This is a genomic window from Streptomyces sp. M2CJ-2 (assembly GCF_016757295.1).
Classification (GTDB): Bacteria; Actinomycetota; Actinomycetes; order Streptomycetales; family Streptomycetaceae; genus Streptomyces.
Map to the genome: position 1 here is coordinate 71,596 of NZ_JAESIF010000032.1, position 14,373 is coordinate 85,968.

Sequence of the window (14,373 nt, forward strand, 5' to 3'; positions counted from 1 at the left end):
ACCGCAGGGCTACCGGCCTCCCGCGCGGTAACGGCCCGGTGTGACACCGACCAACTTCCGGAAGTGCCGGGTGAGATGGGCCTGGTCGTAGAAACCGGTGGCCACCGCGACCTCGCTCGGCGGCCCCCCGTCGAGCAGCAGCCGACGGGCCCGGCCCACCCGACGGGACATCAGGTACTGGTGCGGCGCGATGCCGTAGGCACCGCTGAACGCCCGTACCAGGTGCGCGGGATGCGCGGACAGCAGCCCCGCGGCCTCCGCCAGGCCGATCCCCTCCACGACCCGCGCGTCGAGCAACTCCCGCAGCCGGCGCGCGAGGACGGGATCCCGCCGAGGTACTCGTGCGGCATCGTCCCGGGACCGCAGATGGGCCCGCAGCCGCTCCCCGACGAGCGTCAGCCTGCTCTCCGCCTCCAGTTCCTCGCCGGGCCCCACGAGCGCCGCGTGCACCTGCCCGACCCGCCGCCGCAGCAGGGGATCACGCAGGTCGGGCCGGTCGACGGCGGCCCCGATCAGATCGTCCCCGAGGTGGGTGCCGTCGAGGTAGAGCACCCGCTTGCGGAAGCCGTCCGGGGTGGCGGAGGCACCGTTGTGCGGGACGTGCGGCGGCAGCAGGGACACGGTGTCGTGCGGGGTGCCGTGCTCGTGCCGGTCGAGGTCGTACCGCACGGCGCCGTCGTCGACGATCAGCAGCGTCCAGGCGTCGTGGACGTGCATCGGGTAGGCGTACTCGGTGAAGCGGGCGTGGAACACCTCGACGACGCCCGGGACCCGGGGCCGCCAGGCGGAAACGGTGCGCCGGGGGCCGTCCGCGCGCGCTGCGGGCATGCAAACAACGTACAAGACGGGGACGTACGCCGATCGGCAGTCTCGAGGCATGAGCACACGCTTCGACACGAAGATCGCCGTCCTGCTGCGCGAGGACCTGGAGACCTGGCAGCGCCTCAACGTCACCGCGTTCCTGGTCAGCGGCCTGGGCACCCAGGTGCCCGACCTGATCGGCGAGCCCTACGAGGACGCGGACGGCGTGCCCTACCTGCCGATGTTCCGCCAGCCGGTGCTGGTCTTCGAGGGCACCAAGGAGACCCTGAAGGCGGCGCACACCCGGGCCCTCTCCCGCGCCCTGCCGCGCGCGCTGTTCACCTCGGACCTCTTCTCCACGGGCCACGACGAGGCCAACCGCGCGGCGGTCCGCGCCGTCGGCACGCCCGACCTGGACCTGGTCGGCCTGGCGGTGCACGGCCCGAGGAACGCGGTGGACAAGGTCCTGAAGGGGGCGAGGATGCACCCGTGAGACGGTGGGTGCATGCTGGCCCCACCGCCTCGCCCGCTCCTCTTCCTGGACGTGGACGGCCCGCTGATCCCCTTCGGGGAGGGGGCGCGGGAGCCGCTCACGCACGAGGGCAACCCCCTGCTGGGCCGTCTCGACCCCACGGTGGGCCCGCGCCTGCTTGCCCTGCCCTGCGACCTGGTGTGGGCGACGACCTGGCGGCACGAGGCGAACGACACGATCGCCCCACGCCTCGGCCTGCCGAGGCTGCCGGTGGTGGACTGGCCGGAGGCCGATGACGCGCCCGCCCCGCGCGGCCTCCACTGGAAGACGCGTCCCCTGTCGGAGTGGGCCGGACCGCGCCCGTTCGTCTGGCTGGACGACGAGATCGGCCCGGTGGACCGCCTGTGGACCGAGTCGGCCCACCCGGCGCCCGCCCTGCTGCTCCGGGTGGATCCGGCGAAGGGGCTCACGGAGGAGGACTTCACGGCGACGGAGGAATGGCTGCGCGGGCGCTCACCCCGATGACGAGGCGGCGTGAGCCGGGCGCGGGTCACCTTGGAAGACCTGCGTGAGGTGCCAGGCGCGGTGCGGTGCCGCGACGGGGGCGGTCCCCGGCTGCGGGCCGATGAGGGGCCGCCCGGAGAGCTCGGTGACCTGCGCGCGGGCCGCGCCGCCGTGCCCGACGAAACGCTGCGAGACCAGGATGCGGTGCTGGTCGCCGACCCCGAGGACACCCTTGTCGAAGAGCTTGTGGTGCAGCGAGCACAGGCACAGCCCGTTGTCGACGTCGTCCGGACCGTCGAACGCCCACCAGCGCACATGCGCCGCCTCCAGCCCCACGGGCACGCTCCCGATCCGGCCGTCGTAACCGCAGAAGGCACACCGGTGCTCGTACGCGGTCAGCACCAGCTCCCGCATCCGGCGGTCCCGTTGCCGCCGGACGGCCGTGAGACGGGTCGTCTCCGCGGGCTCCAGTTCCAGGCCGACGGCCTCGCACAGTTCGCCGTGCAGCGAGGGCGGGAAGTTGGCGTCGAGCAGCACCTGTGCCATCCGGCCGAGCAGCGACGGCTCCCGCCGCAACGCCACCCGCAACTCCGGTACGAGCCGCCCGGTGGCGCCGGTCGCGCGCAGCTCCCGCACCCCGGTGCCGGGGCTGCCGGCCCCGCGATCGCTCCGCACCTCCCACACCCCGTCGCTGACCAGATGGTGGAACGGATAGGCGGGCGACGTCCGATTGGCCGGTCCGTACTCGGCCAACAGCCGTTTCAGGTCCTCCTCCACGGCGCTGTACCGCAGTTCGCCGTCGCCGTGCTCCCGCTGGAACCGGCCGAGGGCGTACAGCAACAGCAACGGCTTGTGCGGAGCCCGCACCGCCCCCTTGCTCCATTGCCTCAACTCGGCTGCGCGCTCGACCCAGTTCATGGCTGGTGATCGTAGTGACGCCCGGTATCCCCGCCCAGTGGTAGTGTCACGCTCTTCGCCGGGCTCCCTGCGCGGAGTCTCCGTGGCAGGTCGCGCCGTGTCCGATCCCCTTGACGCCGTTTCCCCCGGTGCCCCCGATTCCTTCGATCCGTACGCGATGTGGCGGGACGCGCTCGCCGAGGTCGACCGGGTCTTCGCATCGCCTCCCGCACTGGACCGACCGGTGGCCGGCTGCACGTACTGCACCCCGGAGTCGGAGCTGCGCATGCTCGGCGGCGACCCCGCCGCCGTGCCGGACGATGTCCTCGGGCCGTTCATGCGTGAAGTCGTCGGCCACTGGGACAAGGACCAGTACCCCCTCCTGTGGCGCCGCCTCATGCCGCGCGCACTGCGTTACTGGGGCCCGGAGGGCCATGACGTCGACCCGTCCGGAGAGCTCGGTCACCTCGGCGGCCACGGGGCCGTGCTGGCCGACTGGCCCGCACCCGAACGTGCCGCGGTCGAGCGGGCCTTCCGCGCGCTGCTGGCCGTCGCCCTGGTCGACGGGCGACCTGCGGAGGCCGTCACCGACTTGGTGGAAGGCATCGCACACGCGACGGGCGACCTGTGGCCCTGGCTGAACCACCTCGCCGCTCTCCCCGGCCCCGAGGCGGACGCCGGCCTGGTCCGCCTCGCCTTCGACTGGGCGACCGACCTCCTCTGGGACGACTTCCAGTTCTGGTGGTGGTACGACGGCGACCCCCAGACCATCGCCGCCTGGCTCCCCACTCAGCGCCCCCGCATCGCCGACTTCGCCACCCGGCACCCACGGTGCAAGACCGCGTCGGACACCCTGATCGCGATCGACCACCTCGGCACCGGCGACCACAGTCCGTGGATGTACCCGTACGGCGTGCAGGAGCACCTGAGACTGGCTGCCTCTTGAGCACTGCGGCGGTCATTGGGATGCGTGACGGCGTGCGTCTGTCCTGCCGCGACCGGGGCGGTCCGGGCCCGCCGCTCCTCCTGCTGCACGGACTGGCCGGCCCCGCGGGCGAAGGGGACGTCCTCGCCCGGGATCCGAGCCCCCTCCCAGCGGGTGATCGCCGTTTCCCTCCGGCTCATTGGTCTCGGTTACCGGCCCGTGTGCGGATGCGGCACATCAGGGTGAAGACGCCCAGGGCCGCCGTCGCGCCGAGACCGGTGGCCAGCGCGTCACCGACGTACCGGCCCAGGTCCGGGCGCAGAAGGTCGACGGTCCCGAACAGGACGACGACCCCCGCGAAGACCGCCGCGATCGCGGCCGGCCAGACGCGGTGGCGCGTCCAGAACCACTGGACGAGCCCCATGCCCAGGAGGGGTGCGACCGCGAGGCCCGGCTCGTCCAGAGCGGCGAACACGGCGTACCCCAGGCAGCTGACCACCCAGCAGACCAGGACCACGAGCAGGGTCTCACTCCAGGAGACGTGTCGGTTCACGCCCGCCGCCCTTCGCTCGCCACCCGGCCGGCGCGGCGCTCCCGCCACCGCCGGACCGCCCCGGCCACCGGGGAGAAGACCACCAACCGTGGCCGATGTGGCCGACAGCCCGACCAACCCTGATCATCCGTCATGATGACCGCTCGATCAGCCTCACGCGCCTGCTCGGTACGGCAAAGAGGCCACGCCGTGGCCTTCCGGCATCCGGCAGCGCCGAGCGCCCCTCGCCTCCGGCGGATCACCACCTGCTCAAGAGCCGTCCCATATCCCCAGACGCTTGAGCCGACGCTGCCGAAGCCGCTCCAAGACAGCCGTGAGCCCGAAGACGAGTCCCATGAGCAGTCCGAAGATCACGGTGAACAGAAGAGAATCGGGCTCTCCCTCGGGCGCTGTCAGCCAGAAGAAGAGCGTGAAGGGGACGGCCGTGCAGAGACCGGTCCCGACCGGGTGACGGGCCACCCATTGATGGAGCCGGGTCGGACGCTGCTGCCCGCCCAGGACCCGGTCCAGAGCCCAGAACGCCTTACCCAGAGACCGCCACCGCTTCGCCATGCCAGAAGAATAGGACGGCCGATCGACCGCTCCCTCGCTCGCGAACTCATGTCCGAGCAAAGCCTTTTCGGCTTTTTCACGGACTGTGAAGCCACCGGTGATTCGCCAGGTCTCCACCGGCAACTCCCGTGCCGTCTTCGGTGGGTGCATCGACATGTGCACGGGTCTCGATAGCACCAGTACCGAAAGAATGCGGGAGGTCGTGGACATTCCACGGCAGTGGCAACTGGCCCGCCGAGCTCGGCAGGGAAGGCCGTAGGGTTCTGCCCCGTGCACCAGCTTGAGATTTCCGACCTGATCACGGCGGTGGATCCACACAGCGGCCACCGGCTCCCGGTCCGGCGCGCCGAGGTGATCCAGCAGCTCCGCGAGAGCGGAGACGAGCGCGCGGCCCGGATCGTCGCCGGACTGCCCACGGACCAGGACGGCGTACTCGACCCGCACGCCGTGGACCGCCTGCTCATCGGTGTGCACACCGAGCTCCAGCGCCTGAGCGAGGAGCTGCGGATCGGCGAACGGCTGGTCCACCTGCTCGGCCCGCTCTTCACCGCGATTCGGTCGGCCACCGGGCAGCCCGGTCCGTACCGTCTGGTCGACGTCGGTTGCGGCCTGGGCTACCTGGTCCGCTGGCTGGCGACGACCAACGCTCTTGGTGCGGACGTCGAGTTGGTCGGGGTCGACCTCGACGCCACGCTGGTCGGCGAGGCGGACCGCCTCGCCCAGGCAGAGGGGCTCAACTGCCGTTTCGTCCGCGGAAACGCCTTCGGCCTGCCGGAAGCCGCGACCGTCTACGTCTCCACCGGCGTGCTGCACCATTTCCGTGGTCCCGCCCTGGCCGAGTTCTTCCAGGCCCAGGCCGCTTCACCGGCGCACGCCTTCTGCCACTTCGACATCGCCGCAACCCGTCTCGCGCCCATCGGCGCCTGGATCTTCCACCGTGCCCGGATGCGCAGCCCGCTCGGCCGCCACGACGGCGTCGTCTCCGCACGGCGCGCGCACAGCGACGAGACGCTGTTGCGCGCCGCTGCGGTACCCGGCATCCGCGCACTGCTGTACGAGCCGCGCGGCGCGGTGAACCCGTTCTGCACCACGTTGCGCCCGGTCATCGGGGTGCGTCCGCAACTGGAGGCGCCGCTTCGCCGCGCCCTCGGGCGGGACGCACGCCGCATGGTCGGCCCGGAGCACCTCGCCGAGAGCACCCGATGACGCCTGCCATACCGCTCATACTCCTCGGTCTGGTCGACGCGGCGTGCAGCGGCTTCCGCGCCTATGCCGGCAGCGACGCCCGCATCCGCAAACAGCGGGCCGTCGCCCGAGCCGTCCTGCGTGGGCTGGCCGTCGGGGCCGTCCTGCTGCTCGCCCCCGCACTGACCGCCGCCCTCCTGCTGCTGACCACACGCGACCAGGCACGGACCTACGACACTCTGACTGCCGGTGGTCTCGGCTACCTGCTCCCGCTCACCGTCTACGCCACCGCCGTACTGCTTTCGCTCGCCGCCTACTTCACCCTGCCGTTCCGCGCCGGCACCCTCGCGATGGTCATCGGCCTCGGCCCGCTGACCCTGCTGCGCCCGCTCGCCGTTGCTGCCGCCTGCCTCGGTGCGGTCCTCAACGGCGGCGGCGGGTCCGCCCTGCTGGTCGGCACGATCGCAGGCGCCGCCGTGCTGTGCGTCGAACCTGCGGTGCACCGACGCTGGTACCACCACGTGCAGTAGAGAACCCGGGTGACGTCGTACGCGTGCCACCGAGCGTCACGGCGATGGCTGACAAGCGGCGCTGTCAGCCGAACATGATGGCGGACGGCTGGTTCACGTGGTGGGCGATCACGATTCCCAGGGCCACTACGGTGAAGAGGGCTCCCGCCACCGCCGTGAACCACCCCACATATCCGAACACCGCGTAGAGCTTGGCGTATTCGGTGTTCCATGCACCCGCATAAGCCCGGGTAGCGGCCTTCCGCCATCCCCGGTGGTCAGCGGCCAGGGCAGCACCCGTCAGGGACATCACGAGCGGGAGCAGAACCACCGGTACGGCTGCGGTCACGGACGTCATCCTCCGTCAGGGCCAGGTGCGTTCGATGCGGTCGTGTCGTACCGCGTAGGCGGCGGGTCCTCCCCTGCCCACTGCCCGGTGGATCGCCTCGCGGTGTGCGTCGAACCGTCCGACCGTCTCGGCACTGGGCAGCTGCTGGTTGTCGAGGTAGAAGAGCACCGCTTCGGCTCAGCCGGCCGCACGCGGACGCTCCTGGGTGAGGTGGTTCCGGCAGTCCCGGCAAGGTCCGGGCTGAGGTGCGCGGAAGGCGCGTTCGCAGCCGTCGCAGGTCTGGAAGGGCAGTACGGCCGGGCGGTCGGGGGTCGGCGGGAGTGGTGTCGGGGGCGGTGCGGGGAGGGGTGTTTCCCGGAGCCGGAAGGCGAGGATGCCCGCCGGGCGGGTCAGGAAGTGGTCGGGGAGCCGTGCCGTGAGATGTGCGGTGATCTGGGAGGGGGCGACACCGGCCGCGAGCCACGCGGTGACGGCCGGTGCGAGACGTACGGCCTCCCGTTCGGACAGGACCAGGCGCGGATCGACACGGCGCAGCGAGGTCAGGACGGCGACCGCCTGCGGGTCGGCGTCGGCGAGCGACGCCGGTTTCTCCGGCCGGTCAGTGGCGGGGGCGGGTGCCGCTTCGGTGACGGCTTCCGGGAAGGGCGTGGTGCGCTGGGCTGCGAGTGACTTCCGGAGCCGGGGCGGCTTCGGCGGTTCCGGGGGCTCCTCCGGATCGGGGTCCGGGTCCGGCTGCGGGGCGCCACCGGGGACGTCGTAGAAGTACGTGCGGGTGCGGATCTGCCCGGTGGGCAGACGTTCACGCCGGCGTTCCAGGTAGCCGGCGGCTTCCAGCTCGCGGAGCGCCCGGGAGATGAGGATCTCGCCCTCGGTGAAGTGCGCGCACAGGGCGGCGATGCTGACGGGGGTGCCGGTGGGCAGGGAGAGGATGTAGACCGCGACGCCGACGGTGACCGCGCTGCCGCGCCGCTGGGCGAGGGCGTTGGAGATCACCGTGAAGTCGGCGGTGAGCCGGGTGCGTACGTGGATCACGCCGGAGGTCGGAGCTCCGGCGTCGGCGCGCAGGCGCGCGTTAGACTGCGGGTCAGCCATCGGGAAGGTCTCTGCTTCCTGATCGGTCAGGCCCTCGTTCCGGGATGCCACTCCCGGCCGGGGGCCGTTCTGTTTGCGGTGGGTGTCGCGAACGTAACCGCCCGTGACCCGCGCCTGCAAGCCGGTCACCCGGACGGGTGACGCGGGCTTTCCGGCGGGGAGGGTGGGTGGGCGGGTGGTTCTTTCCCCCGGTTCTTTGAGGAGGTCAGTGGCCCACCGGACCCTCGCGGACGAGGAACCGGCGGGCCGGGAAGACGTGACGTGACTGGTGCCCGGCCGACTCAGATCCGGTGTCGGCCGGCCTTCAACTCACCTATGAACGCGGCCCAGGAGCCGTCTGCGAAGCAGAGAGCGGGACCGTTCGGGGCCTTGCTGTCACGGACGGGGACGGCGCCGGGGAATCCGTGGGCCACCTCCACGCAGTCGCCCCCCGCCTGATTGCTGTAGCTGCTCCTGCGCCAGGCGGCGCCGTTCAGATCGGGACGGGACGTTCGCTCCACGGTAGCTGCCCTCCATCGCGGTCCGAATCATGCCGAGGGACATGAGCGGGGGCAGGGCCACTGCCCGTAGCCGATCGTAAATCACTTTGTAGCGACTGACGTTGTCCGGTTCCTCGATGAGTCGTCCGTAGTCCGAGCCCTCTGTGTAGGCGACCTCCGAGCCGTCCGGAAGGGCGAGAATCGTCAGTGAGCCGCCCATCGCCTCGTGCCCACCCTGGTCGAACGGCAGTACCTGCACGGTGATGCGGCGTTCCGCTGCCGTTTCGAGCAGTCGCTCCAATTGCCTCCGCATCACGGCAGAGTTGCCGATCGGACGTCTCAGCACCGCCTCGTCCAGGATTGTGCACAGCTCCGGCCGATCAGATGAGCCGAGTCTTTCCTGCCGTCCCATACGGGCTGCGACACGCTCCTCCAACTGCTCGTCGTCGTCGAGCAGCGCATCCAGGCTCAGGACCGCTCGCGCATAGTCCTCCGTCTGCAGCAGACCGGGGACCACGTGGGCCGCGTACTGCCTGATCGACACCGCCCGCTCCGAGTGGGCCATGAACTTCCGCGACCAGTCCGGGAACGTCTCCCGGTACACGTACGGCCACAGGTCGACCAGCAGGTTGTCCGCGCCGAGCGCGGCGTCGAGGGCGCGTGCCAGTTCAAGGGTGGGTTTGGCTCCCGAGGTCCGCTCGATCTGGGTGATCCGGGTGCCCACCACGTGGGTTCTCGCGCCGAGTTCGGCCTGGGTCAGTCCGGCCGCCGTACGGAGCTTGCGCACCCGTGAGCCGAACAGGGCGGCCATGGAGGCGCTGGGGTCGATTCCGTTGGCCAAAGCATCACTTCCGTCCCTTACCAACCGAAAGGTAATGCTGCGTCACCTTCCGAGCGTAGGGCGGTTCCGCGACTCTCGAGCACGGAACGTGACGACTCGTGCGCATCGCGAGACGTCCCATGGCTCGACAGGCAAGGACGGGCACGCCGTGCTGACAGGAACGACCGCCTCGGGTGACGGGTCCGGAAGGGACACCGGTGTCACTCAACCCCGGGAGAAAACCGCCCAGTTCGCCTCCACACCCCGTGGCGCGCGGCTCGCCCGGCGTCTCGCCGGGCGGTGCCTGGAGGAGTGGGGGCACCCGCTGGCCTCGGACGTGTCGTGCACGGTCGCCCTGGTCGTCGGCGAGCTCGCCGCGAACGCCGTGCGGCACGGCCACGTCCCGGGGCACGACTTCCGGCTCCGCCTCGTCCTCGACGAGGCGGCGGGCCTGGTGCGGATCGAGGTCGCCGACGCCGCCGCCGCGAAACGGCCACCGGCGGCTTCGCCCTCTTCGTGTCCCGACGGCGAGTCCGGCCGGGGCCTGTTCCTGGTGGACGTCCTGGCTGAGCGCTGGGGCTGGGAGCCCCGTGAGCCCGTGGGCAAGACGGTCTGGGCGGAGGTGCCGGTCGCCAGGGCTCGCTGACGCCCGCGGTGGCCCTCTCGACGGTGTCGACGACCGTACGGCCCACCTCCGGGGTGTCCCCGTACGCCTTGAACAGGAAGCCGATCACCTCCTCGAGCCGGCCCCGAGCGGCCCGCTGCTCCCTTGAACGTCCGAGTAGCTGAGTAGTCGTACTCATGTGGGGCGAGGTCCGAGGCCGCATGCTGTTGTCCCCCCACGAGGTGGGGGACGAGGGGCGGCAGCCGGGATGACGACGGGGATGAAGCGTACGAGCAGGCCGTCGGTCGGTCAGCAGGTGGGGGTCGGCGCGGCGCTGCTCCTGATCGACCTGATGGTGATCGCCTGGCTGCTGTACGGCTACGGGGTGACGGGGTGGGCCGACAGCTACGACGCCCCCGACCCGCCGGATGCCCCTCGGGTCGCCCGGCAGGCGATGTGGCTCCTGGCCGGGGGCGCGGTGGTCACGGGCGGCGGCCTGCTCGCCCTGGGATGGCGCATCTCCGGCACGGTGCAGCTCCTGCTCCTGGGCGGCGGAGCGGGGCTGTTCTCCTTCTTTGCCGCATCATGACGGGCACTCAAGTGAGCCGAGTGCATCTGCCGACGTGCTGAGTCGTCGCAAGTCGGTCGAGTGCCCTGTGCGGCCCAGGACGACGGGAGAATGTGCTCGTGCGTGGCCACCGCGTGATCACCGCTTCAGGGGTTTGCTTCCGGGCTCTGAAGCGTTGCCGAAAGGAGGTGCGGCCGTCAGCTCCCGGGGGCTCTCGAGGTCTGCCTGATGCGCCGCTGTGCGCCGACGTCGAGGTCGGACGCGGATGTCACGAGAGGCGGGACTTGCCGTTCTGGTGGTGTTTGACCACATGACGCAGCAGGAGTGCGACGAAGGCGACGAAGAGCACCAGGCATCCAAGGCGGACCCACAGCGGACTACCTGTACTGGCGGCCGACCACCCGGACCAGACGATGCACAGCACCATCCAACCGGGGCTTTCAACGAGGGATCGCTCCCGGTCCTGAGGCATGCACCGCTCCCTTCCCGTGCAGCGTGATCATCCCACGGAAGGCGGCACGTGAAGAGACCAGGCGTGGCCTCGGGCTCGGAGCGGCAACCGCTTTCGGGGCGGGGGTGAACTTTCCGTCGAGGGGCCGGCGTGTCGCTTCGTCGGCCGTAGGCCTCTGTCGTTGTCGGTCGACGTCGGGTTCCTTCGGACGGCCCGGCGTCAGCCGTGAGGGATGGCGCCGTAGCCTCCTCGGGTGGACGACTCCTCTTGCTTCTGCCTCCTGTGCGCGCCTTCTTCGGACGGCCCGGCCTGGGAGGAACGTGATGGCCGCATCGCCGCAAGCGTGTCCGAGTTCGGCTGGCACGTGATGGGTGTCGGCGCCGGGGACGATGCGCCGGCGGACTGGGCCTACTCGATCGGCCTGTGGCACACCCTGCGCAGTCCTGAGGTCTGCATCTTCGGCCTGCGGGTCGAGACGATGATGCGCATCCTCAACATTGCAGGCGGAGAGATCCGTGATGGACACCCGCTGGAAGCCGACCAGGTGCGTGACGACATTTTGAACGGCTACCCGGTGACCGTCCGGCCTGTCCACTCGAGTTGGTACCGGGACTTCTTCGGTGCCGGGCTCGACTACTACCAGGCCCCTCCGCTCCCCGTCGTGCAGCTGTTCTGGCCGGACAAGGAAGGCCGCTTCCCCTGGGACGACCAGGCCGAGGAATACTGCCGCGCGAGCCAGCCTCTCCTGTGGATCCCGAAGGACGAAACCAGCGGCCCGTGGACTGACCTCGACCGAGGTTGAGGCGCGGTCTTTTTTGGCACTGCTCCTTTTGGAGAGGGGAAAGCCCTGTGGCAACCCGGAGCTGTTCGTGCCCGGAGCCACGCGAAGGTGTCGATGGCACGTCAAGGAGGCGCGGGTCACGCTTCTTCCAGGGCTTCCCCGAACTCGCGCAGCACTTTGCCGTGGCGGCTGCGGGCGAGTTCGTGCCCGACGCCTATGGCGAGCGCGATGGGCCACTCGATGAGTTCGAGTGCCGCGAGGAAGCCGAGGCCCGCGAGGAATGCGAGCTGGTCCATGGGGGGCAGTTCGAGCCGCCGGTCGCCCATGTGGACGGTCACCGTATTGCCTGAGACGACGTGTTCCGCTGCGGCGCGGGGCCCGCTGGGCCTCGTGATCGGAATCGGCGCACTGGAAGGCGCGGTGCCGGGGACTGTCCCGCTTGCTTGCGTGGTCATGTCATATCCGTTTCATCGGCCGGTGCCGGGCATCCGCTCGATGTCCTTCTTCCACGCTAGCTCCGTACGGTCCGGCGCCCCGGTTCGGAAGAGCGCGTAACCGGGTGCGGCGTGATCTGGTGCGACGCTGACCTGCGTGTTTCCGGATGGCGCTCTGTTGTTTCCGGGGGCTCCCCCGCTGCTCCCCGTTCCGTCGGGCACGTCAGGGGCACGGTGTCACTCGTGGATCGAGTGAGGTCGATCGGCGAGGCGAAGGTCGGTGACGGCGCGGAAGCGTTCCAGAACCGCCGGCGTCGTGTCGTCCACGGCGAAGTCGGGGTCACCTCGATGATCGCGACCGGACGATCGTCCGAGTCGATGACCACCGAACGGCTCCCGACCTTCTGGTTCGCGGCCCACAGACGGTCAGAACACCGAGGTCGTGTTGCGGGCCCCGTGCGGCAGGATCCAGGAGGCGTGACGAGGCGGCCGTTGCCGTACGGGGTTGTCGGTGGCGCGTACTAACGTGCCCGCAGCATTCCGTCGGTCTTTGTACGTCTGAGGAGCCTCGATGCCCGGAGACACACCCGAGCTGCCCGTGAAGGATCTGCGCACCCTGATACCGGAGTACGCGGGCCTTGCCCGGGAAACCACCCTCCTCAACCCGGAACCCGGCGACCCCGGCGTGCGGGAGAGCTCGCTGGGAGGCGGGCTGCTGTGGCCCGCGGAGGAGCCGTGGCCGTACTGCGCGCAGGAGGACCACTGGACGTTCGGCTCCGACCCGTCCAACAGGACCGAGATTGTCCCGGGCGCGGTGCCGATGGTGCCGATCCTCCAGCTGTTCGCCCGAGATGTGCCGGGGTTGGAGTTCCCGGAGGGGAAGGATCTGCTGCAGCTGGTGTGGTGCGCACTGATGCATGAGCAGGATCCCGGGCCGGTGATGCCGCGGCTGTACTGGCGCAACGAGGCGGAGGTCGTGGCCGGAGGGCTGCTGTCCGAGGTCCCCGGGGTGGGCGAGGGGGAGTACGACGAGGACAACATGCCGGAACCGTCCACGTTGTCCCCGACGGTCGCGGAGGACTATCCGAGGTCGCTCGATCTGCCCGAGGACATGTGGAAGACCTGGGAACCTCGTTTCCGGTTGCCGATGGGCGGCTCCGTGCTGCCACCCGACTCCAACATCATCGGAACGAAGGTCGGCGGCTGGCCCGCCTGGACGCAGCCTGCCGACTGGCCGGACTGCGAGAGCGGACACCGCATGGAGCACCTTCTGACCATCACCGGCGACATACAGCTGGGCGACTGCGGCGGCGTCTACTTCTTCCATTGCCGCCGGTGTCCCGGCCTCCCGTGGGACTGGCGCTTCGACTGCCACTGACAGCCACGGTGCCGCCCGGCACCTCGTCGGCCCCGGTGCAGCAACAAGCCCCCTGCTCGGGGAAAACGCAGGCAGGGGGCTTGAGCGACACGGCTTGCTTTTTCTGGGTGACGTGTAGGTCGTTCACCCTCCGCGATCACTCGCATGCCCCTACGGTGCGGCTCGCTTTTGGATGTCCAGCCCACTGACGGTCATCAACAACGGCAACTCCGCTGCGGCGTCGGCTGCGGCGGTCATCGACGGGGCCGGCCTGCGGGGCCGGCCTGCGGCGTCGGCGCCAGTCGCTTCTGTCGCCGGTCGACCGGCGCAAGGCGGGCAGCAAACACCTTCTGATCCGCGACGGCCGCGGCCTCCCTCGAGGTCATCGCCACCGCGGTCCACGTCAGCGACGTCACCACGTTCCCGCACCAGATCCTCGTAGGTCGGTACGTGATCGATTTCGCTGGGGACGGGTATCACTGCGTCGGTGTTTCCGCTGCGGTCAGGCCCGGTTGATCCGGGAAGCGATCCCGTGACCGATCAGCAAATAGATAACGGCCGGGAGACCGTAATTGAGAACAGCACGCAGGCCTTCTGTGTCCATCGTGAAAATGTCTCGTGCCCACCCGGACAGCCAGTCCGCCGTTCCGTGCACGAATTCAACGAAGGGATTCGCCTGGTTCGCGTCGAGCAGGTAGAGCACGATCCACAGGCCCAGCAGGCCTGCCGCGACGTCGGCGATCGTGCAGATCGTGAGGGCCGCGCGCCGTGCAGTGCCCTTGTTGCGCGCGGTGCGGTCGGGCCCCGGGGGCTGGTCGTACGTCTGGTACCCGGCAGCCGGGTCGGTGTTGTTCACGGCGATTTCCGATCTGACGCTGTTCTGTCGGCAGGGTTGGCTCAGGTAGTGAGATTCGGCCTTGGCCTGTGGCCTGTTTCCGCATAGTTCTGCGTCGTGCGAGTGCCATTGAATCCTTCTCGGTAACCATTCGTGACGTTTCGTGATCTTCGTTCAGGTGGTGCGGCCGTGTTCGAGCTGGAGC

21 protein-coding genes are annotated in these 14,373 nt (G+C 70.1%); 9 read left to right on the forward strand and 12 right to left on the reverse strand.

Annotated elements, in window-relative coordinates:
* Positions 1-9: 9 nt before the first annotated feature.
* Positions 10-828 (reverse strand): AraC family transcriptional regulator, encoded by an 819-nt coding sequence (locus JL475_RS23055; protein WP_202279725.1) that lies wholly within the window; start codon positions 826-828, stop codon positions 10-12.
* Here JL475_RS23055 and JL475_RS23060 point away from each other — a divergent pair.
* Entirely contained in the window at positions 827-1,294 is a 468-nt protein-coding gene (locus tag JL475_RS23060; RefSeq protein WP_202279726.1) for a DUF2000 domain-containing protein, read from the forward strand. The genes JL475_RS23055 and JL475_RS23060 overlap by 2 nt on opposite strands.
* A gap of 12 nt (positions 1,295-1,306) precedes the next feature.
* Positions 1,307-1,798, forward strand: coding sequence for an HAD domain-containing protein (locus JL475_RS23065; protein ID WP_202279727.1), 492 nt, complete (start codon positions 1,307-1,309; stop codon positions 1,796-1,798).
* Here the strand turns inward: JL475_RS23065 and JL475_RS23070 are convergent.
* Positions 1,787-2,695, reverse strand: coding sequence for a phosphorothioated DNA-binding restriction endonuclease (locus tag JL475_RS23070; protein WP_202279728.1), 909 nt, complete (start codon positions 2,693-2,695; stop codon positions 1,787-1,789). The genes JL475_RS23065 and JL475_RS23070 overlap by 12 nt on opposite strands.
* A 97-nt stretch (positions 2,696-2,792) precedes the next feature.
* Here JL475_RS23070 and JL475_RS23075 point away from each other — a divergent pair, with 97 nt between their 5' ends.
* Positions 2,793-3,620 carry a hypothetical protein gene (locus JL475_RS23075; RefSeq protein ID WP_307825129.1) on the forward strand — a complete coding sequence of 276 codons (828 nt, stop codon included), beginning with the start codon at positions 2,793-2,795 and terminating at the stop codon, positions 3,618-3,620.
* Between the two features lie 175 nt (positions 3,621-3,795).
* On the opposite strand, the gene JL475_RS23080 is transcribed toward JL475_RS23075, so the two are convergent.
* Together JL475_RS23080 and JL475_RS23085 are read right to left on the reverse strand one after the other, a co-directional pair.
* Positions 3,796-4,152, reverse strand: coding sequence for a hypothetical protein (locus tag JL475_RS23080; protein ID WP_202279729.1), 357 nt, complete (start codon positions 4,150-4,152; stop codon positions 3,796-3,798).
* Between the two features lie 249 nt (positions 4,153-4,401).
* Positions 4,402-4,821, reverse strand: a complete 420-nt coding sequence (locus JL475_RS23085) for a hypothetical protein (protein WP_237408007.1) — start codon at positions 4,819-4,821, stop codon at positions 4,402-4,404.
* 153 nt (positions 4,822-4,974) lie between these two features.
* Between JL475_RS23085 and JL475_RS23090 the strand changes: the two genes are divergently transcribed.
* Both JL475_RS23090 and JL475_RS23095 read left to right on the forward strand, forming a co-directional pair.
* The gene (locus JL475_RS23090; RefSeq protein ID WP_202279730.1) at positions 4,975-5,910 is read left to right on the forward strand and encodes a class I SAM-dependent methyltransferase; all 936 of its coding nucleotides are present in this window, start codon (positions 4,975-4,977) and stop codon (positions 5,908-5,910) included.
* On the forward strand, positions 5,907-6,419 hold the full coding sequence (locus tag JL475_RS23095) for a hypothetical protein (RefSeq protein ID WP_202279731.1): 513 nt from the start codon (positions 5,907-5,909) through the stop codon (positions 6,417-6,419). The genes JL475_RS23090 and JL475_RS23095 overlap by 4 nt, the downstream gene beginning before the upstream one ends.
* Before the next feature lie 64 nt (positions 6,420-6,483).
* On the opposite strand, the gene JL475_RS23100 is transcribed toward JL475_RS23095, so the two are convergent.
* The 5 genes from JL475_RS23100 to JL475_RS23115 form a co-directional block, all read right to left on the reverse strand.
* Positions 6,484-6,747, reverse strand: coding sequence for a hypothetical protein (locus JL475_RS23100; RefSeq protein WP_202279732.1), 264 nt, complete (start codon positions 6,745-6,747; stop codon positions 6,484-6,486).
* Positions 6,748-6,762: 15 nt separating this feature from the next.
* Positions 6,763-6,915 carry a hypothetical protein gene (locus tag JL475_RS23105; protein ID WP_237408008.1) on the reverse strand — a complete coding sequence of 51 codons (153 nt, stop codon included), beginning with the start codon at positions 6,913-6,915 and terminating at the stop codon, positions 6,763-6,765.
* Between the two features lie 9 nt (positions 6,916-6,924).
* Positions 6,925-7,839, reverse strand: a complete 915-nt coding sequence (locus JL475_RS23110) for a hypothetical protein (RefSeq protein ID WP_202279733.1) — start codon at positions 7,837-7,839, stop codon at positions 6,925-6,927.
* A 281-nt stretch (positions 7,840-8,120) separates the two neighbouring features.
* Entirely contained in the window at positions 8,121-8,258 is a 138-nt protein-coding gene (locus JL475_RS40195; RefSeq protein ID WP_307825130.1) for a DUF397 domain-containing protein, read from the reverse strand.
* On the reverse strand, positions 8,215-9,129 hold the full coding sequence (locus JL475_RS23115; RefSeq protein WP_202279751.1) for a helix-turn-helix transcriptional regulator: 915 nt from the start codon (positions 9,127-9,129) through the stop codon (positions 8,215-8,217). Before JL475_RS23115 ends, JL475_RS40195 begins: the two co-directional genes overlap by 44 nt.
* Positions 9,130-9,310: 181 nt before the next feature.
* Here JL475_RS23115 and JL475_RS23120 point away from each other — a divergent pair, with 181 nt between their 5' ends.
* A complete protein-coding gene (locus JL475_RS23120; RefSeq protein ID WP_237408033.1) occupies positions 9,311-9,784 on the forward strand; it encodes an ATP-binding protein in 474 nt (157 codons plus the stop codon).
* A gap of 238 nt (positions 9,785-10,022) precedes the next feature.
* Positions 10,023-10,331 (forward strand): DUF6234 family protein, encoded by a 309-nt coding sequence (locus JL475_RS23125; protein WP_237408009.1) that lies wholly within the window; start codon positions 10,023-10,025, stop codon positions 10,329-10,331.
* 247 nt (positions 10,332-10,578) lie between these two features.
* Here JL475_RS23125 and JL475_RS23130 read toward each other — a convergent pair whose 3' ends face one another.
* Complete coding sequence (locus JL475_RS23130; protein ID WP_202279736.1) at positions 10,579-10,782, reverse strand: hypothetical protein; 204 nt, start codon at positions 10,780-10,782, stop codon at positions 10,579-10,581.
* Positions 10,783-11,014: 232 nt separating this feature from the next.
* Between JL475_RS23130 and JL475_RS23135 the strand changes: the two genes are divergently transcribed.
* Complete coding sequence (locus JL475_RS23135; RefSeq protein ID WP_202279737.1) at positions 11,015-11,563, forward strand: DUF4262 domain-containing protein; 549 nt, start codon at positions 11,015-11,017, stop codon at positions 11,561-11,563.
* 116 nt (positions 11,564-11,679) lie between these two features.
* Here JL475_RS23135 and JL475_RS23140 read toward each other — a convergent pair whose 3' ends face one another.
* A complete protein-coding gene (locus JL475_RS23140; protein WP_202279738.1) occupies positions 11,680-11,880 on the reverse strand; it encodes a hypothetical protein in 201 nt (66 codons plus the stop codon).
* Between the two features lie 667 nt (positions 11,881-12,547).
* Between JL475_RS23140 and JL475_RS23145 the strand changes: the two genes are divergently transcribed.
* The gene (locus JL475_RS23145; protein WP_202279739.1) at positions 12,548-13,354 is read left to right on the forward strand and encodes a hypothetical protein; all 807 of its coding nucleotides are present in this window, start codon (positions 12,548-12,550) and stop codon (positions 13,352-13,354) included.
* A gap of 481 nt (positions 13,355-13,835) precedes the next feature.
* Here JL475_RS23145 and JL475_RS23150 read toward each other — a convergent pair whose 3' ends face one another.
* A complete protein-coding gene (locus JL475_RS23150; protein WP_202279740.1) occupies positions 13,836-14,189 on the reverse strand; it encodes a hypothetical protein in 354 nt (117 codons plus the stop codon).
* Between the last annotated feature and the right edge of the window lie 184 nt (positions 14,190-14,373).

What these genes read in the sequence shown, in the direction of transcription:
- JL475_RS23070 (WP_202279728.1), bottom strand. Translation starts at nt 2,695, where the DNA reads ATGAACTGGGTCGAGCGCGCAGCCGAGTTGAGGCAATGGAGCAAGGGG.
- JL475_RS23060 (WP_202279726.1), top strand. Translation starts at nt 827, where the DNA reads ATGCAAACAACGTACAAGACGGGGACGTACGCCGATCGGCAGTCTCGA.
- JL475_RS23055 (WP_202279725.1), bottom strand. Translation starts at nt 828, where the DNA reads ATGCCCGCAGCGCGCGCGGACGGCCCCCGGCGCACCGTTTCCGCCTGG.
- JL475_RS23130 (WP_202279736.1), bottom strand. Translation starts at nt 10,782, where the DNA reads ATGCCTCAGGACCGGGAGCGATCCCTCGTTGAAAGCCCCGGTTGGATG.
- JL475_RS23095 (WP_202279731.1), top strand. Translation starts at nt 5,907, where the DNA reads ATGACGCCTGCCATACCGCTCATACTCCTCGGTCTGGTCGACGCGGCG.
- JL475_RS23065 (WP_202279727.1), top strand. Translation starts at nt 1,307, where the DNA reads ATGCTGGCCCCACCGCCTCGCCCGCTCCTCTTCCTGGACGTGGACGGC.
- JL475_RS23115 (WP_202279751.1), bottom strand. Translation starts at nt 9,129, where the DNA reads ATGGCCGCCCTGTTCGGCTCACGGGTGCGCAAGCTCCGTACGGCGGCC.
- JL475_RS23110 (WP_202279733.1), bottom strand. Translation starts at nt 7,839, where the DNA reads ATGGCTGACCCGCAGTCTAACGCGCGCCTGCGCGCCGACGCCGGAGCT.
- JL475_RS23145 (WP_202279739.1), top strand. Translation starts at nt 12,548, where the DNA reads ATGCCCGGAGACACACCCGAGCTGCCCGTGAAGGATCTGCGCACCCTG.
- JL475_RS23125 (WP_237408009.1), top strand. Translation starts at nt 10,023, where the DNA reads ATGAAGCGTACGAGCAGGCCGTCGGTCGGTCAGCAGGTGGGGGTCGGC.